Origin of the sequence: Arthrobacter sp. UNCCL28 (assembly GCF_900102805.1) — a bacterium.
GTDB classification, from domain to species: Bacteria; Actinomycetota; Actinomycetes; order Actinomycetales; family Micrococcaceae; genus Arthrobacter; species Arthrobacter nicotinovorans_A.
Genome location: NZ_FMWE01000010.1, coordinates 74663 through 91711, shown reverse-complemented (window position 1 = coordinate 91711; position 17049 = coordinate 74663). Strand labels below are relative to the sequence as shown.

At 62.3% G+C, this 17049-nt stretch carries 18 protein-coding genes and 2 tRNA genes; 8 read left to right on the top strand and 12 right to left on the bottom strand.

What is annotated here, in order from left to right:
* Position 1: 1 nt before the first annotated feature.
* From def to orn, 3 genes are all read right to left on the bottom strand, one after another.
* A complete protein-coding gene (gene def, locus BLQ01_RS20180; RefSeq protein ID WP_091553960.1) occupies positions 2–574 on the bottom strand; it encodes a peptide deformylase in 573 nt (190 codons plus the stop codon).
* Positions 575–698: 124 nt separating this feature from the next.
* Positions 699–774 (bottom strand) — tRNA-His (locus BLQ01_RS20175).
* A gap of 132 nt (positions 775–906) precedes the next feature.
* Positions 907–1542, bottom strand: a complete 636-nt coding sequence (gene orn, locus BLQ01_RS20170) for an oligoribonuclease (RefSeq protein ID WP_091553958.1) — start codon at positions 1540–1542, stop codon at positions 907–909.
* A gap of 147 nt (positions 1543–1689) precedes the next feature.
* On the opposite strand from orn, the gene mptB reads away from it, so the two are divergent.
* Complete coding sequence (gene mptB / locus BLQ01_RS20165) at positions 1690–3243, top strand: polyprenol phosphomannose-dependent alpha 1,6 mannosyltransferase MptB (protein WP_026542372.1); 1554 nt, start codon at positions 1690–1692, stop codon at positions 3241–3243.
* A 25-nt stretch (positions 3244–3268) separates the two neighbouring features.
* Here mptB and BLQ01_RS20160 read toward each other — a convergent pair whose 3' ends face one another.
* Positions 3269–3952 carry a DNA alkylation repair protein gene (locus BLQ01_RS20160; protein ID WP_091553956.1) on the bottom strand — a complete coding sequence of 228 codons (684 nt, stop codon included), beginning with the start codon at positions 3950–3952 and terminating at the stop codon, positions 3269–3271.
* Positions 3953–4102: 150 nt separating this feature from the next.
* Between BLQ01_RS20160 and map the strand changes: the two genes are divergently transcribed.
* Positions 4103–4870 (top strand): type I methionyl aminopeptidase, encoded by a 768-nt coding sequence (map, locus tag BLQ01_RS20155; protein ID WP_091553953.1) that lies wholly within the window; start codon positions 4103–4105, stop codon positions 4868–4870.
* Between the two features lie 144 nt (positions 4871–5014).
* On the opposite strand, the gene BLQ01_RS20150 is transcribed toward map, so the two are convergent.
* Positions 5015–5614: a single-stranded DNA-binding protein gene (locus BLQ01_RS20150; protein ID WP_091553951.1), complete on the bottom strand. Its 600-nt coding sequence runs from the start codon at positions 5612–5614 to the stop codon at positions 5015–5017.
* A 220-nt stretch (positions 5615–5834) separates the two neighbouring features.
* On the opposite strand from BLQ01_RS20150, the gene BLQ01_RS20145 reads away from it, so the two are divergent.
* Positions 5835–5910: transfer RNA gene (locus BLQ01_RS20145), tRNA-Arg, on the top strand.
* Between the two features lie 39 nt (positions 5911–5949).
* Here BLQ01_RS20145 and BLQ01_RS20140 read toward each other — a convergent pair.
* On the bottom strand, positions 5950–6387 hold the full coding sequence (locus BLQ01_RS20140) for an SRPBCC family protein (protein ID WP_091553949.1): 438 nt from the start codon (positions 6385–6387) through the stop codon (positions 5950–5952).
* 90 nt (positions 6388–6477) lie between these two features.
* Positions 6478–6711 (bottom strand): hypothetical protein, encoded by a 234-nt coding sequence (locus BLQ01_RS20135; protein WP_139183522.1) that lies wholly within the window; start codon positions 6709–6711, stop codon positions 6478–6480.
* Between BLQ01_RS20135 and BLQ01_RS20130 the strand changes: the two genes are divergently transcribed.
* Both BLQ01_RS20130 and ettA read left to right on the top strand, forming a co-directional pair.
* Positions 6701–6970, top strand: coding sequence for a DUF6993 domain-containing protein (locus tag BLQ01_RS20130; protein WP_026542377.1), 270 nt, complete (start codon positions 6701–6703; stop codon positions 6968–6970). The two genes, BLQ01_RS20135 and BLQ01_RS20130, sit on opposite strands and share 11 nt — an antisense overlap.
* Before the next feature lie 56 nt (positions 6971–7026).
* A complete protein-coding gene (gene ettA, locus BLQ01_RS20125; protein WP_026542378.1) occupies positions 7027–8709 on the top strand; it encodes an energy-dependent translational throttle protein EttA in 1683 nt (560 codons plus the stop codon).
* 108 nt (positions 8710–8817) lie between these two features.
* Here ettA and BLQ01_RS20120 read toward each other — a convergent pair whose 3' ends face one another.
* Positions 8818–9723 (bottom strand): acyl-CoA thioesterase, encoded by a 906-nt coding sequence (locus tag BLQ01_RS20120; protein ID WP_026542379.1) that lies wholly within the window; start codon positions 9721–9723, stop codon positions 8818–8820.
* Positions 9724–9786: 63 nt separating this feature from the next.
* On the opposite strand from BLQ01_RS20120, the gene BLQ01_RS20115 reads away from it, so the two are divergent.
* Complete coding sequence (locus BLQ01_RS20115; RefSeq protein WP_091553942.1) at positions 9787–10458, top strand: DUF8185 domain-containing protein; 672 nt, start codon at positions 9787–9789, stop codon at positions 10456–10458.
* A 3-nt stretch (positions 10459–10461) separates the two neighbouring features.
* Here the strand turns inward: BLQ01_RS20115 and BLQ01_RS20110 are convergent, their stop codons facing one another.
* On the bottom strand, positions 10462–10938 hold the full coding sequence (locus tag BLQ01_RS20110; protein WP_026542381.1) for a globin: 477 nt from the start codon (positions 10936–10938) through the stop codon (positions 10462–10464).
* The gene (locus BLQ01_RS20105; protein WP_026542382.1) at positions 10931–11629 is read right to left on the bottom strand and encodes a mechanosensitive ion channel family protein; all 699 of its coding nucleotides are present in this window, start codon (positions 11627–11629) and stop codon (positions 10931–10933) included. Before BLQ01_RS20105 ends, BLQ01_RS20110 begins: the two co-directional genes overlap by 8 nt.
* 87 nt (positions 11630–11716) lie before the next feature.
* On the opposite strand from BLQ01_RS20105, the gene BLQ01_RS20100 reads away from it, so the two are divergent.
* Positions 11717–12757 carry a Rossmann-fold NAD(P)-binding domain-containing protein gene (locus tag BLQ01_RS20100; RefSeq protein WP_091553939.1) on the top strand — a complete coding sequence of 347 codons (1041 nt, stop codon included), beginning with the start codon at positions 11717–11719 and terminating at the stop codon, positions 12755–12757.
* Here the strand turns inward: BLQ01_RS20100 and BLQ01_RS20095 are convergent.
* Positions 12754–13233, bottom strand: coding sequence for an OsmC family protein (locus BLQ01_RS20095; protein ID WP_026542384.1), 480 nt, complete (start codon positions 13231–13233; stop codon positions 12754–12756). The genes BLQ01_RS20100 and BLQ01_RS20095 overlap by 4 nt on opposite strands.
* Positions 13234–13290: 57 nt before the next feature.
* On the bottom strand, positions 13291–15852 hold the full coding sequence (gene pepN / locus BLQ01_RS20090) for an aminopeptidase N (RefSeq protein WP_091553938.1): 2562 nt from the start codon (positions 15850–15852) through the stop codon (positions 13291–13293).
* Between the two features lie 134 nt (positions 15853–15986).
* Between pepN and BLQ01_RS20085 the strand changes: the two genes are divergently transcribed.
* Entirely contained in the window at positions 15987–16991 is a 1005-nt protein-coding gene (locus tag BLQ01_RS20085) for a hypothetical protein (RefSeq protein ID WP_091553936.1), read from the top strand.
* Positions 16992–17049 lie beyond the last annotated feature (58 nt).

The window sequence follows — 17049 nt, the reverse complement described above, 5'->3', positions numbered from 1 at the left end:
CTTAGTGTCCGAATGGGTCGGGATCGACGCCAGGCATCCAGGTCAATCCCGGAACGCCCCAGCCGTGCTTCTTCGCTTGCTTGAGGGCCTTCTTTGAGTACCTGTCCACCAGCCGGTTGACGTACAGCTTGCCGTCCAGATGGTCGTACTCGTGCTGCAGGATCCTGGCGAACCAGCCGGTCGCTTCAAAGTCCACCGGGTTGCCATCACCATCGAAGCCCTGGACGCGCGTCCACTCAGCCCGCTGCAGCGGGTAGTACTCACCCGGGAAGGACAAGCAACCCTCCACGTGCTCATCAGGATCGGGAAGAGCCCCCGAGACCTTGGAGAGGGTAAGAACGGGGTTGACCACCACGCCCTGTTCGGGAACGTCGTCATCATTGGCGTACTTGTAGACGAACAGTCGCTTGCCTACGCCAATCTGAGGGGCTGCGAGACCCACGCCGTTGGCGGCGTCGTTGGTTTCGAGCATGTCCGCGATGAGCGCGCGGAGTTCGTCGTCGAAAACCTCCACTTCGCTGGCCCGGCGATGCAATACGGGTTCGCCCCAAATGGTGACTGGCAGGACGGTCATGTCAGGTCTTCCTTATCGATCACTGAGGTTCAGGGCGGTACAGGTGCGCCTGAAGTTAAAAGCAAAGGCCGCACCGGATAACCGGTGCGGCCTTTGTGGAAACCGGCTCTGCAGCCAATCTCGGTGGGGTGAGCTACGGGGGTTGAACCCGCGACCTCCTGGACCACAACCAGGCGCTCTGCCAACTGAGCTAAGCCCACCATGTGCCTTTTGGGGCTGAACCGTTTGACCGGCTTTCCTTCAAGGCAACGACAAATAGCTTACCTGCTGTTTTGGGGTGCAAAGTCCACTTTTGCTGGTTTTGGCGAAAAAACCTTGAAAAATGGTGCAGATCACACTGATTCGGTGGATCCCAAGGTCTCTGCGGTGGCTACGACGTCCTTGGAGATGCGCTGTGCCGTAGCAGTGTCCGGTCCGGGAGCGGGCACGAAGACGGCTTGCCGGTAGTAGCGGAGTTCGTCAATGGAGTCCTTGATGTCGCCAAGTGCCCGGTGTCCGCCATGCTTGGCAGGTGACTGGAAGTAGGCGCGCGGGAACCACCGCCGCGACAACTCCTTGATGGTGCTGACATCGATGACGCGGTAGTGGAGGTGTTCGACGATGTTTGGCATGTCCCTGGCCAGGAACATCCGGTCCGTTCCCACGGAGTTTCCGCCCAAGGGCGCCTTGCGGGGATCGGGAACCCACTTCTCGATGTACTCAAGAACCTCGGCTTCAGCCTCGGCCATGGTCTTCCCGAAGGGAAGTTCATCAAGAAGTTTGGAGCGGGTATGCATGTCCCGTACAAAATCATTCATTTGTTCCAGGGCGGCATCGTCGGGCTTGATAACGACGTCGACACCGTCGCCCAGGATATTGAGCTCGGAATCGGTCACCAGCGCCGCAACTTCGATCAGGGCGTCGTTCTTCAGGTCCAGGCCGGTCATTTCGCAGTCGATCCAGACGATGCGTTCATTAGTAATAGGCACGCGCCCAGCCTATCCTTCAGGCGCTTCGGAATGCTCTGATGGTACGATTTTTGAGCGCGGCAGTGTCTTTTTCTTCCTGTCGCTGAAAGCCCCAAAGACGCTGAATTTCTCCCGGATATACCGGGTGAACGATTGGATGACGACCACATGACGGTGCCAGTACCCGCCGCCCAGAAGGCAGGGACAGCAGCGCCGACGGCGAATGCTGCTGCCGAGGTTGATAATGCCCGGTCGCCACTGATCGCCGGTTTCATCGGCTCCATGTTCATGGTTTTCGGGTCCCTGGGTGTGGGCTGGTTAGCTCCGGTTTCGGAACTCCGGCGGTTGCCGCTCTTCATCTGGATGCGTACTGAAGGCGTGGGCGTCGCCCTCTCAATTGTCCTGCTGGCTGTGGGTGGAATGCTGCTCGTCCGGGCTTGGCTTCGACTCGGCCAGCGCGTCCGGGTGTGGGGACTGGAAGCCAGGAAAGCAACGCTCCAGGCCGTGGCTGCGTGGGGTTTGCCCATGATGTTCACAGTTCCCCTCTTCAGCAGGGATGTGTACGCGTACATCGGCCAAGGCCGCCTGATGGTCGAAGGCATCAATCCCTACGAGAATGGGATTTCCGCGCTGCCCAATTACTTCCAATTGGGCGCGGACAAGATGTGGACAGAAGCGCCTGTGCCCTACGGGCAGTTGTTCCTGTGGATCGAGCAGTTCGTGGTCTGGGTGACCAATGTCCAACCCGAAGCAAGCATCATGCTCTTCCGGCTGGTTGCCCTGGTGGGCATCGTTCTCTGCATCATTTATGTGCCCAAGCTTGCGGAGCTCCATGGAGTAAACCCGCACAGGGCGCTGTGGTTGACGGCCGCAAACCCGCTCTTCCTGACCAACTTCATAGCCAGCGTCCACAATGACGCGCTCATGATCGGCCTGGCTCTCGCGGGCCTGTACTACTGCGCAACACGCCGTGTGATCCTGGGGTTGGTGCTGGTGACCCTCTCCATCTCCGTGAAGCCGATTACGGTGGTGTTCCTTCCGTTCATTGGGCTCTTGTGGGCAGGCAAGGGGGCATCCTGGCCACGTAAGTTCCTTTTCTGGTTCTTGACTGCCGGGCTGAGCTTCGGACTGTTGTATGCCATGAGCATGGTCAATGGATTCGGATTCGGTTGGATCAACGGCCTGTCAGCCCCCGGCAGTGTCTGGATCTGGTACGCCCCCATCGGCCTGATCGGACTGGTGGTGGCTTCGATCTTCAACGTCTTCGGGCTGGACGGCTGGGGCATGGCCAAATGGGTCTACGATGCCGGCAAGATCTTGATGGTGGGCGCTATCGCCTGGCAGGTCTTCCGTGGTGACTACGACCGCCTCATGCGCCGGCTCACTTTGGCATTTGCCGCCATTGTGATTCTGGCGCCGATGATCCAGTCCTGGTACGTGGTGTGGTTGATTCCGCTGTTCGCAGTTACCGGTATCCGCAATGACTGGCAGGTCAAAGCCGTCTACTTCGTGGTGTCGTTCTTTATGGTCTACGCCATTTCGGACCAGTTGGATGTCTTCCCGTACCTCCAGAGTGAAGACCTCGGCCTCGCCCTGACGTTGGCCCGGAACGCGGCCGCCATCATTGCCTTGCTCTTCGCCGTGTACTTGATCTTCGTTGACCCGAAAACCAAGAGCTTGTTCCGCAAGCAGGATGAACCAGGCCTCCGTCCCATCATCTGAGCCGGGTTGACGTTGCTGCGCGGAATCAGCGGGACGACAGAAGCCGGGTACCCTCGCGCAGGGACAATGGGCTCAGCGATGTTGCGTTGTCCGCAGCGAACGCCCGTACCCATTCAGGATCTGACTTGCTGTATTCGCGCAGCGCCCAACCGATGGCCTTGCGGATGAAGAATTCCTTGTCGTCCATGTTGTGGTTGATAACTGCGGCCAGCAGGGCGTGATCGGTCCTGGTCTTTGCCCCCAACTGGGCAGTTATTGCGGCACGGCGGATCCACATATCCCGATCCCTGGCCCAGCCGAGGAGCAGGGGCGTCATGATTGGCCTATGGGCAAGCAACAGCGCGCAGATCCGGTGCGCCACTCCATCGACGAGGTCCCACCAGGCTCCCGTCCGGATGATTTCCTCGTAGACCGGCAGCATCTCCAGGTCCTCTTTCACCAGCTTCAGGCCCGTCAGGTCAATGGCTGCATACCGTTCCTCCCGTGCCTTCGCTTCGCGCCACAACTGCAGGACTGCACCCCGCAGTTCTGGTGGGGTTGAGAGAGGAAATTCCTTTGCTGCGGCTTTGACGACGCTTCGCACCTCCGGGACCCTGACACCGAGCGAGGGCATCTCCGACTTCATGTAGGCCTGGGCGCCAACGGCCCGTTCAGCGTCACCCGCGTCGCGGAGCGAGGAGCGGATTGATTCCACCAGTTCCTTGGTCATGCGTCAACTGTAGGACCGGTGGGGCATCGCTCCTCTTCCGGACAACGCTTGGGCACCGCCAAGGCCTTGCCGTGGGGCCGTAAAGTGGGCAGGGTGGAGCAGTCGGCCGCGCAAACCCCCTGAAGGATGCCCAGCAACGGAGGACCTTGGATGTCAATGCTGAAGACGCCCGAGCAGATAGAGCTGATGCGCGAGGCCGGCCGCGTGGTGGCCAACGCGCTGTCAGCGGTCAAGGAGCACGCTGCAGTGGGCGTCTCCCTCAAGGAACTCGACGACGTCGCGGCGGCAGTGATGTCCGACGCCGGGGCCAGGCCGGCATTCCTCGACTATCACCCCCGGTGGGCTGCCGTCCCATTCCCCGGCGTGATCTGTGCCAGTGCCAATGACGCCGTAGTCCACGGGATCCCGAACGGCTACGTGCTTGAAGACGGCGATCTCCTGAGTGTTGACTGCGGCGCCTTTCTCGACGGGTGGTGCGGAGACGCAGCCGTCAGCTTCATAGTGGGGGAGGGTAATCCCTTGGATCAGCAGCTCATTGATGCAACCGAAGCCGCCCTTGCAAGGGGTGTGGAAGCCGCCCGTGTGGGCAACAAAATGGGTGACCTCGCCTACGCCATTGGTGGTGAAGCCAAACGGGCAGGGTACGGGCTGCTGGCCGATCACGGCGGACACGGTATCGGCCGGACCATGCACGCAGAACCACCGGTGCCCAACATTGGAAGGCCGGGGCGGGGCATGAAGCTCGAGGAAGGGCTGGTTATTGCCATCGAGCCCATGCTGATTCTGGGTGGAAAGGACGATTACTACCACGATGAAGACGAGTGGACCCTGCGATCGGCGAACGGACAGAGGGCGGCCCACAGCGAGCATACGGTTGCCATCACCGCTGACGGTCCATTGATCCTGACACTGCCGTAAATCGGATACACCACTGTGGCGATTTCACGGTGCAGCCATGCAACAACTGACCGCCCTGACAGCGGCCCGGATGAGTGTCCCCGGCAAAGGGCGAACCACCGGCCCCAGCACCGGATGGTTCGCCCTTGCTCCGGAACAGTTCGTTCAAACGCCTGCGCCCACCAGCTCTCCTGTCGTGGTGTTCACCATCAAAGGGCCTGTTCCCTCGGGATCGTCCATCCCTGCCGGCACCGACTCGTCCTCCGGGGGAGCTTGTTCAGCGTCCTCTGCCTCCCACTCGCTGCTGCTCCCGGCGCTGACCGATGCCGGGTCGGCCAAGGCCTGGTCCGATGGCGAAATGCCGGCCGCAGCGGAGTCTGCAGCGGTGGAGTCCGCTGGGGCCGAGGTGCCGCTCATGCGGGTGAAGTTGGCAGAGCCCCACATGAGGTCGTGCCCCACGGACTCGGCATCGATCTCTGCCACATGGTAGACGCGGCCTTCATGTTCCCATTGCCTCAACCGCAGCCTTCCCGCGACCAAAACGCGCTGTCCCTTTTTGATGCTGCACCCCACATGCCCGGCGAGGAACCGGAACGATTGCACGGTGTACCAATTGGTATTGCCATCAACCCAAGTGTTGTTCGCCCGGTCATATCGTCGTTCGGTGGTTCCCAAACGGAAGGATGCTGTTGCCGTGCCCCGGGTAGTAGTGGAACTCTTAACCTCCGAGGCCACGAAACCCCGAACGGTGATCATGTCATTCATTGATGGTCCTTCTGGATGTAGGAAGTGCCTGTCCGGCTCCTTCAGCTTCGTCCAGCAAGGTCGTCCAAAGCAGTGCCCCGTTCGCCTATGTGCATAACCCCGGGCGAAGATGCCCCTGTGGAGGGCGGGACGACAACGGTGCGGACGTGGCTGGCCATACCGCGATCGCACTGTAAACTCTTTGTGGCGCCCGCCGCCCACAGCGGTGGGATGCCAGTGCGCCCCAGTAGCTCAGGGGATAGAGCAGCGGCCTTCTAATCCGCCGGTCGGGGGTTCGATTCCCTCCTGGGGCACCACCGCATCCCCCTGGACACGATTCCAGGGGGATGCTCTCTTTATTGCTTCGCCTCCAGGAACTCCTTGAGGTTCCCCAGTACCAGCGTCCATGTCTTGGTGGACTGTGCAACTTCTTCGGCGCTGGAATTGTTGCCCTGCGTGATGGTCACGGTTGTTCGGCCATCGGCGCCGGCAACGTCATATTCCACGGTGTGATGGTTCGCGGGAACGTCAGGAAGCCCCGAAGCGGGACTGTAGTGCGTGGTCTTCAGCAGCTTAGGGGGATCGAAGGCAAGGACTATGCCTTTGTCCTCATACGCGGTGCCGTTGTACTCGCCCGAGTACGTAATCGGCTCTCCCACCCGCCAGGATGTTGTGACGTTGGTTCCCAGGAAGTACTCCTTGATGAGGGAGGGGTCGGTAAGTGCCTCCCAGACTTTTTCAGGCGCGGCGTCGATGGTGGTTGATGCAACGGCATCAGGGGTTTGCTCACTCATGGTGGTGTTCTCTATTCCGCAATCGGGACAACTAAATCCTCTTCATCTGAACGCTACGCCGGTCATCGCGCCACGTGAATGGCACAATGGCTAAGTGATAAGCAGGGGAACGACGCCGTCGGACGGCAAGTCAGCAAGGGCCGGAAGAATCCGCGGATCGGCGTTGTCGCTGGCAGTAGCCGCAATGGTGGCGATGACCGGCTGCTCGGCAACTCCGCCGTCCCCCGCACAGGCGGGAACCAATCCGGCACCTTCCGCTTCCGTGCAGGGCACAGCGCCCGTCGACCCGGCCGTTGCCGCAACGACCACAACAATGGAAACCACGCTGAAAAGCCTCGTGGCCGCCAACCCCAAACCGGACCAGGAAGCTCTGCGTGCGGCGTTGGTCTCCGCCGGGATCCCGAAGGCCAATGTAGAAGTCTCTGTCAGCCGTACGCCCACTGGCCTGGACGTGGATGCGATGGAGGCTGCGGCCTTAACAGGCAAGAGCTGCGTCATGGGGCAGATCCGTGACGGCGGAGTCGTAGTGTCGGTCCTGCCCGTCCTGGCTACCGGCAAATGCTTCGTGGGAGACGCCCGCTAGCGACGCCGCGGGGCACGAATGTGAGTTAAGCAGGCCTAGCCATTAGATTTAAGGGCATGGCGGAATTCATTTACACGATGACCAAGGCTCGCAAAGCCGTTGGCGACAAACTTATTCTGGACGATGTCAGCATGTCGTTCTACCCTGGCGCGAAGATTGGCGTCGTCGGACCGAACGGTGCTGGCAAGTCCACCATCCTGAAGATCATGGCCGGACTGGACACCCCGTCAAACGGCGAGGCCCGCCTGAGCCCCGGCTACACCGTGGGTATCCTCCTGCAGGAGCCGCCGCTGAACGAGGAAAAGACTGTCCTGGGCAACGTCCAGGAAGGTGTAGGCGAGATCTACGGCAAGATCCAGCGTTTCAATGAGATCTCCGAGGAAATGGCCAACCCGGACGCGGATTACGAGACGCTGCTGGATGAAATGGGCAAGCTTCAGGAAGCCATTGACGCCGCTGACGCCTGGGACATTGACTCCCAGCTCGAACAGGCCATGGACGCTTTGCGTTGCCCTCCGGCCGATGCCGATGTCACTGTCCTGTCCGGTGGTGAGCGCCGCCGCGTTGCTCTGTGCAAGCTCCTTCTCCAGAAGCCTGACCTGTTGCTCCTCGATGAGCCCACCAACCACTTGGACGCCGAGAGCGTGCTGTGGCTGGAACAGCACCTTTCCCAGTACCCCGGTGCTGTCCTCGCCGTGACCCACGATCGCTACTTCCTTGATCACGTAGCTGAGTGGATCGCTGAAGTTGACCGCGGCCACCTGTACCCGTATGAGGGCAACTACTCCACGTACCTGGAGAAGAAGAAGGCCCGCCTGGAGGTCCAGGGCAAGAAGGACGCCAAGCTGTCCAAGCGCCTGACCGAGGAACTTGAGTGGGTGCGCTCCAACGCCAAGGGGCGCCAGACCAAGTCCAAGGCCCGTCTGGCCCGCTACGAGGAAATGGCTGCCGAAGCCGAGCGCACGCGCAAGCTGGACTTCGAAGAGATCCAGATTCCGCCGGGACCGCGCTTGGGTTCCTTGGTGATCGAAGCCAAGAACCTGAAGAAGGGCTTTGATGATCGCGTCCTGATCGAGGACCTGTCGTTCTCCTTGCCCCGCAACGGCATCGTGGGCGTTATTGGGCCCAACGGTGTTGGCAAGTCCACGCTCTTCAAGACCATCGTCGGCATGGAGCCGTTGGACGACGGCGAGCTCAAGATCGGCGAGTCCGTGAAGATCTCCTACGTCGACCAGTCCCGTGGCGGCATCGATCCCAACAAGTCCCTCTGGGAAGTTGTTTCGGAAGGCCTGGATTACATCCAGGTAGGCCAGGTGGAAATGCCCTCGCGCGCCTACGTTTCGGCCTTTGGTTTCAAGGGACCGGACCAGCAGAAGAAGGCCGGTGTCCTTTCCGGTGGTGAGCGTAACCGCTTGAACCTGGCGCTGACCCTCAAACAGGGTGGCAACCTGCTGCTGCTTGACGAACCTACAAACGACCTCGACGTCGAAACCCTGAGCAGCCTTGAGAACGCCCTTCTCGAATTCCCGGGCTGCGCTGTAGTGGTATCGCACGACCGTTGGTTCCTGGACAGGGTAGCTACCCATATCCTGGCCTACGAAGGCGACGAGGAGAACCCGTCCAGGTGGTACTGGTTCGAGGGTAACTTCGACTCTTATGAGGAAAACAAAGTGGAGCGACTCGGCCCCGATGCCGCCAAGCCGCACCGCGTCACGCACCGCCGCCTGACCCGCGACTAGAATCCCGTCGTGAAGGCACATACGTAGAAAGGCCGGCCCCTCAGGGGCCGGCCTTTCCGGTTTAACGCCCCGGCGTGGACTCCCGGCAGAACGCCGGAGCCCGAAAGCCTAGGGGATGCGGACCATGCCTTCCTGGGCGACAGTGGCAACATGCAGGCCGTCGCGGTTGAAGATGCGGCCCGTGGCCAGCCCGCGTGCACCTTGGGCGCTGGGTGATTCCTGGACGTAGAGCATCCATTCGTCCACCCGCACGGGACGGTGCCACCACATGGCGTGGTCGAGGCTGGCGACGCTCATTCCGGGCGTCATCCATGCAAGGCCGTGGGCGCGGAGGATGGGCTCGAGCAGCGTGTAGTCGCTGGCGTAGGCCAACGCTGCCCGGTGAAGGTTGGGGTCATCGGGCAGGGGACCCATGGTTTTCATCCACACGGCGTTGCGGGCTACGTGCTCGGTGGGAGCGGATACGTACAGTGCCGGATCAATGTGACGGACGTCGAAGGGGCGCTCGGATGACATATGCCGCGCCATGGGGTGGTCGAAGTGCGAGAGCAGTTCCGCGGTGCTGGGCAGTGATTCAGGGTCCGGGATGCCCTCGGGCATGGTGGCTTGATGGTCCAGTCCGGTGTCTTCAACCTGGAAGGAGGCAATCATGGACAGGATGGGCACGCCGTCCTGGTAGGCGTGAACGCGCCGGGCAGAGAAGGAACGCCCGTCCCGCAGACGTTCCACTCCGAAGGTGATCGGTTTGTTGGCATCACCGGGACGCAGGAAGTAGCCGTGCATGGAGTGCGCCACCCTGTCCGGTTCCACGGTGCGCATGCCGGCCATCATCGACTGCGCCAAAACCTGGCCCCCAAAAACCCGGTGCCGGGGCTGCTTCTGGGATGGGCCAAGGAAGATATCCTCATTGGTCCGGGCACCGTCAAAATCACCAAGGTCCAGCAGGCCGATCAGCACATCCATGGGGTCTTCTGCGGGTGCTTGAACTTCAAGGCCAGCGTTCGTCTCAGTCATGGTTCGACTTTAGACGCCGCCCCGACCCCTCTCAACCGGGGACATGCCGGTAGAGTCGATGATGTGACAGACGTCTTGACCCAGTCCTTCCGCTTCGCCGATCCCCGCGACCTCGCTGACTTGAAAACCTTCGTGACGCGCGCCAAGAGCATCGACGACGGAGCCATCCGCCTCCAGGCCGCGGGCAGTGTTCTGGCCGCCTACGTGTGCGTCCTTCGCCCTCGCATCCTGGGGGAGTCCACCCCGACGATCCTCGGCCTGCGGACCATGGCCCTGGCTGAGGATGCCCACGCCGATGTCACGGTGACGCTTTCTTCGGTCATGGACCGGTTGGCGCGCGCAAGTGCCGATGACGTCGAACTCCCCATCCCGCTGTCGACCGTTTCGGAGTCCTGGGCCGGCGTTGGCGCGCCCCGCTCAGGTTGGGAAGCCCAAGGATCAATGCTCGACGCCGACCTCAAGTCAGCGGCTGAGGCGGGCATTGCCGAGGTGGCCGGCGTTATTCCGGCTTTGGCAGGTGCCGCAGTGGTCAACAGTGCCAGGGCAGCGGTGTGGGGCCGCGAGCTTCCCGGAGGTGGAGGCCTCCCCGCAGGTGCAGCCTTCGCAGCTTTCGGCCTCGGATTTTTGGGCGACGCACAGCAGAAGGTCTTCCGGAACGGCCGCTGGTTCCGCCTGAGCGGCCCCCGCGGCCATGTGCTGGTCCGCACCGGCGCGGGCCTGGGAATCGGCTTCTAGGACTCAGGCGCCGGACGAAGGACTGTTGACCATGGTCAGGGCAGCCCGTTCCATGTAGTCCCACAAAGTGCCCTCATGCAGCGGGGAGAGCTCCAGTGAGTCCACCGCCGTCCGCATGTGGAACAGCCAGCGGTCCTTGGCTTCAGGGGTTACCTGGAAGGGCATGTGGCGCATGCGCAACCTCGGGTGGCCCCGTTCTTCGCCGTAGGTGGTGGGACCGCCCCAATACTGCTCCAGGAACATCAGGAAACGGCGTTTGGCCGGGCCCAGGTCTTCCTCGGGGTACATGGGCCGCAGCAGGGGATCCGTGGCAACTCCGTCGTAAAAGACGTCGATCAGCTTCACGAAAGTCTCGTGACCGCCCACTGCAGCGTAGAAGCTGTCCGTGTAAGCAGGCTGGCTGAAGGGGTCGTTCTGCATCAGCTGGCGACGAGGACCTGCCTGCGGCGCCGGGGCTTGCCCGTCCGGGGTATTACTCATTGGACTTCTCCTCGGCTTTGGCGACGCGCGGCGCGCCTGCTGTGACAGGGGCGGCTGATGCGCCGGGTTGATCGGTGGCGTCCGGGGTATCCAGCGGTACGTAGTCCCCTTGGGAGCGGTTGCCCACGCGGAGGATTTCGCCGTTGCGCAGATACCAGATGGCTCCGTCTTCGGCACGGACCCGGGTGATGCGCAGGCCCACCGACTCAACGGTACCAACCACTTCGCTGGTGACGATGACATCGCCGATTCCGTACTGGTCTTCGATAGTGATGAAGATTCCCGCGAGGAAATCGCGGATCAATTGCTGGGCGCCGAAGCCGATGGCGACACCCAGGATGCCAACGCTGGTGAGCAGTGGTGCCACGTCCACGTTCATGTATTTGAGGACATAGATGATGACGATGACCACCACAACGACGCTCACAAGGCTCGTCAACAGTGTGCCGATGGTTTCAGCGCGTTGCGAGCGCCGCTCATGGTCAAGGGCCCGGATGGCCGGTTGCACCCATTTGAAATGCGGTTTCTTGAAGAAGGAACTTCCGGCCGATACCCGCCGGGTGATGCGCAGAATAACGAACCGCGCAACGATCCAGACGCCCAGGCCAACGCCCAAGGTGATGAGGATGGAAACGAGATCGATCTTTTCGGGTTCCAAAGTGACAATTTCTGCCAGGGGGATGGAGGTCAAGGGTGAATTTCTCCTTGTCGTCGGCCCGTGTTCGCCGGGCGCGGAACACTCTGTCCACCTACAACCCTAGCGCCGTAGCGTGACGGTATGCGCATCCTGGTCCTGGGCGGTACTGCCTTCCTGTCCGCAGAAATCGCCCGGCAGGCTCTTGCTGCCGGGCACGACGTCACCTGCTTTGCCCGTGGTTCCTCAGCGCACCCGCCCGACGGCGCCACCTGGGTCAGGGGCGACCGCGCCATGGGTGCGGCGGCCTATGCAGGGCTCGGCGGCCGGTGGGACGCAGTGGTGGAGGTATCGAGGGAACCAGTGCAGGCAGGAGAGGCACTGGATGCCCTGGGCCCTGCTGCCGGGCACTGGACGTTTGTCTCCAGTTGCTCCGTCTATGCCGACCATTCGGTGCCCGGCGCCGATGAGGGCGCGCAGCTTCTGGAGCCGCTGCCCGCCGGAATCGCCGGCACCCCGGAGACCTACGGCGAATCCAAATCCGCGATCGAGCAGCTGACGCTGGCCAGGGTGGGGGAGAAAGCACACATCGTGCGGGCCGGACTCATCAGCGGCCCGGGGGACGGTACTGACAGATACGGTTATTGGCCTGCCCGCTTCGCGGCAAACAACCACCCGGTGCTGGTCCCGAACATTCCGGACGACTCCACGCAGATCATCGATGTCCGGGATCTGGCGGCGTGGATCCTGCAATCGGCAGTGGAAGGCCTGGTGGGGACTTTCAACGCATTGGGAGATGTGGTCCGGTTCGAGGACTACCTCGCGGAGTCGCAGCGGGCGGCAGCCGGCGCAGTCGGTGACGCCGTGGACAATGTTGTGCCCGTCGACGTTGTGCCCGTCGACGTTGTGCCCGTCGACGAACAGTGGCTCGTGGAGCAGGGGATCGAATACTGGGCAGGTCCGGATTCACTTCCCCTGTGGCTGCCGGCGGACCATGAAGGGTTCCAGTCCCGGACAAACCGTGCTGCCCGTGAGCGGGGAATGGTGCTGCGGCCATGGCAGGAAACCCTGGCAGCGACCCTCGAGGATGAAAGGCGCAAGGGGCTGAACAGGGAACGCAAAGCCGGCCTCAGCCGCGATGCCGAACAACGGCTCGTGGCACTATGGCGGGCCCGGCAGCGCTAGGCGGCGGCCGTCGTCGTGCTTGGTTCGTGCAGTACGGGGAAGTTGACGCTGCGGGCGATGAAGCAGACCTGGTTGGCCTCGTGATGCAACTGCTCCATCACGTCGGCGTGTGCGGGATCGGCAACAGCGACACGGGGTTTCAGCGTTACGCTCTCGAATTGGCCGCTGCCGTCTTTGTTGAGTTTCATCAGGCCCTCCGCTGCGTCCTCATAAGCGGTAACCACCACACCGTGTTTGACGGCGACATGGAGGAAGGAGAGCATGTGGCATTGCGAAAGGGCTGCCAGAAGCAATTGCTCGGGGTTGTAACGCGACCTGTCACCGTGGAAGGTGGGATCAGCAGACCCCTGCAAACTGGGCAGGCCCGGAATCTCGATCTCATGGTCCCGTGAATAGCTCCGGTAACCGGCCGTGCCCTCGCCGAGGTTTCCGGTCCAGCGGACGGTCAACGCATAGTGGTGTTCGTTCAGGCCCATGCGGACAGTCTAGCCAGATGGCATTCATTGTCCGCACGGGCCCCACAGGATCCCTGCCTAAACGTCAGCTGCCCGTGCCCGGAGTGCGCGCGCCACGCCGTCGCGGTTCTCCAGCATCATCCGGCGAAGGGCGGCGCTGTCCTCGGGCAAAGCCGCCAGGAACCTGTCCGTGCGGTCCACCGTGTCCTGGGTGGTGAGCTGGGCAGGGTAGAGCCCCACCACGATCTGCTGCGCCAGGGCATGCGTACGCTCTTTCACGATTGCCGGCACGGCGTCAAAGTACTTTTCGGCGTAGGGCTCCAGGAGGGAAGTGTCCGGGACGCGCATGAACCCGGCCACCGCGGACGCCTGCAGGGCATTGGAGAGTTCTCCGGTCACCACAATTGCCTCCCACGCAGCCGCCTTGGCTTCCGCGGTGGGGATCGCAGCTTTCGCCTGGGCGGCGGCATTCTGGCCGTTGGAGGTGTTGTCCCGGTCGAGTTCGGCGTCGATCCGTTCCTGGCCCTGGCGTCCGCCGGCCACCAGTGCGGTCAGCAGCTCCCACCGCATGTCCTGGTCCACTGTGAGACCTTCCAGCGTTTCGGTTCCGTCCAGCAGGGCCTGGATGCGGTCCAACTGTCCGCCGCTGCGGGCGAGCTGGGTGAAGGACTTGGCGAATTGGAGCTGGGCGTCCGAGCCTGCCTCCACTGAGGATGCGAGCTCCCAGAGCCTGTCAGCCGCTGCCGTGGTGGCCGCGGCCTTGTGTTCGGCGGCGACGTAGTAGGTCAACGTGGTGGCGAGTTGGCGAAGCTGGACCAGGATGACCGAGGAATCCGTTTCGTGGGCAATGTTGGCAAGGACCAGGTCCACGTAGCCGCGTGCTGGGGTTTCGCCGTCCCGGGCTGCATCCCAGGCTGAACCCCACACCAGCGTGCGTGGCAGGCTGGCTGCGAAGTCCTTCAGGTGTGCCTTTGCCGTGGCCAGGGAGTGCGGATCCAGGCGGACCTTTGCGTAGGCGAGGTCGTCATCATTGAGCAGGATCAGGTCAGGACGTGCCTTGCCCACCAAGGCAGGGACCTCCGTGCGCGGGCCATCGACGTCGAGCTCCTCACGGTGCGTACGTTCCAGCTTTCCTTCACCGGAGAGCGAGTAGAAGCCAACTGCGAGCCGGTGCGGACGAAGGGTGGGCTGTTCCTCGATCGCGGTCTGCAGGATCGAAAAACCGGTGATGGTTCCCTCAGCATCAACGCTCAACTCCGGAGCGAGGGTATTGACGCCGGCCGTCTCGAGCCAAAGTTTGCCCCACACGTCCAGATCGCGTCCGCTGGCGGCTTCAAGCTCCACCATGAGGTCGGAGAGTTCGGTGTTCTTCCAGGCGTGCTTGGCGAAATAGGTGCGGACTCCGGCCATGAACTGCTCCGGACCCACCCATGCCACCAATTGCCTGAGCACCGAAGCGCCCTTGGCATAGGTGATGCCATCGAAGTTCACTTCCACGTCTTCGAGGTTGTTGATCGCGGCAAAGATCGGGTGGGTGGTGGGCAGTTGGTCCTGTTTGTAGGCCCAGGACTTTTCCACGGATGCGAAAGTGGTCCACGCGCGGTCAAATTCGGTGTTCTCCACAGCGGCAAGGTGGGACATGTATTCGGCAAAGGATTCATTGAGCCAGAGATCGTTCCACCAGCGCATTGTCACCAGATCCCCGAACCACATGTGTGCGAGCTCGTGCAGGACCGTGATGGCACGGCGTTCGATCTGGGCTCCGGTGACCTTTCCGCGGAACACGTAGCCCTCAAGGATGGTCACGGCACCGGCGTTTTCCATGGCACCGGCGTTGAACTCCGGAACGAACAACTGATCGTACTTTTCAAACGGGTACGGGCAGCCGAATTGGGCTTCGAAGAACTCAAATCCTTGACGTGTCAGGGTGAAGATGTTCTCCGCGTCCAGGTACTGCATGAGGGACTTGCGGGCAAAGACTCCCAGCGGGATGACGCGCCCGTCTGAGCTGGTGACCTCGGACCGGACCGACTCGTAGGGCCCGGCGATCAATGCGGTGACGTAGGAGGACAGCCGGGGGGTAGGAGCGAATTTCCACACCGACCGGCCGCGGCCGTCTTCACCGGCGGGTGCCTCAAGGGGTACCGGGGTGGGGGAGTTGGAGATGACATCCCAATGCGAGGGCGCGGTAACGGTAAAGGTGAAGCTTGCTTTGAGGTCGGGCTGCTCAAAGACGGCGAACATACGCCGGGAGTCCGGAACTTCGAACTGGGTGTAGAGGTAGACCTCGCCGTCCACGGGGTCAACGAAGCGGTGGAGTCCTTCGCCCGTGTTCATGTACGGAGCGTCCGCCACAACTACGAGTTCGTTCCGGGCAGCAAGGTCCGGGAGCTGGATGCGTACTCCGTCCGAGACCTCCGCAGGGTCCAGTTCCGTCCCGTTCAAGGTCACGCTGTGCACCTTGGCTGTGATCGCGTCGATGAAAGTTGAGGATCCCGGCGTTGCGGAGAACTTGACCTCGGTGGTTGAACCGAAGACCTCCGGGCCCGTGGTCAGGTCCAAGGTGACGTTGTACGACTCGACAGTGAGCAGTTGGGCGCGGATCGCGGCTTCGTCGCGCGTGAGGTTCAGGCCTGGCAAGTGGTGCCTCCGGAAGTTTCTGGGGTGTCCCGGCCAATCGCGGCCGGACGATGGTGTGAAGTCATTCTTTCACTCCATGGCTGGAAGGCAAGGACGGTACACCACAGTGTCGTCCCGCGGAGTAGCGTTGGCTTATGGGATCGTTCCGGGACACTGTCGATTTCCGCGCCTTGAGGTTCGCGATTGCCTTTCCGTTGCTCCTCTCGGCCGGCTTCGTGGTGTGCGCCCAAATGCTCCGGAATGACCTTCCCAATCCGGTGGCCGTCATGTGGAACGCCGACGGCGGCACTTCGTTCGCGCCCTTCGGCGCCTATGTTGCCGGCGGCGCAGCCCTCATCGCCTTCTGCGGTTGGGCGGTCTTCCTGCAGGCGGTTTCGATTACCCGGCCCGTTGTCATGCGTCGCGTCATGATGGGCCTTGGCCTGACAGTGAGCCTTTTCATCACCACTGTGGTCGCGGCCGGGCTGGTGGGGCAGTCCGGGTTGTCCGAGGCACGCGAGTCCCATGTGGACCCGATCGTGCTGGCCATGGGCAGCGGCGCGGCGGTTGCGCTCGGTGTGGTGATGATGTTCGCCTTCAAACCTGACCCACGCTGGACCCGCGAGGACGACGTTGCCCTCCAGCAGGAGCTGACGCTCCTGGAAGATCCGGATCTGGCCCAGGACACGCTTCGTTTATGGGTCCACGCCCGGAGTTCGGTTTTCATCATGATCATTGTCTCCGCCGTGTTCCCCGCTGCCCTGATCGCGGTTGTTGTCCCTTGGCTCGGTGCCTTGGTGGCAGTGGCAGCCTTGGTCGGTGCGGGATTCCTCTTTGCCCGCGTGCGCGCCGACAGGGGAGGCCTGCAGGTCTTTGCCGGCGGCATCCTGCGTGTCCTGACCGTCCCCGCCGTCGAAATCGCCGCAGCAGCTCCGGCAGAGGTCAAAGCCGCTGACTATGGTGGATGGGGCTGGCGGCGCCATGATGACGCCACCGCAATGCTGGTCAGCAGTGGACCCGCCGTCGTCGTCAGGAAACTCAACGGAGGCAGGGTAGCGCTCAGCGCCGGTTCCCAGGCATCGGCGGACAAACTCGCCGGTATCCTCAACCGGGCAGCCCGCCGGGCCCGGGATGACGGACAGTCCAACCAAGCCCGGTAGCGGTACCCTAGGTAGCGCATCCCTCATCGCCGCGCCCCGGCCAGTTGCCGCACCGCGC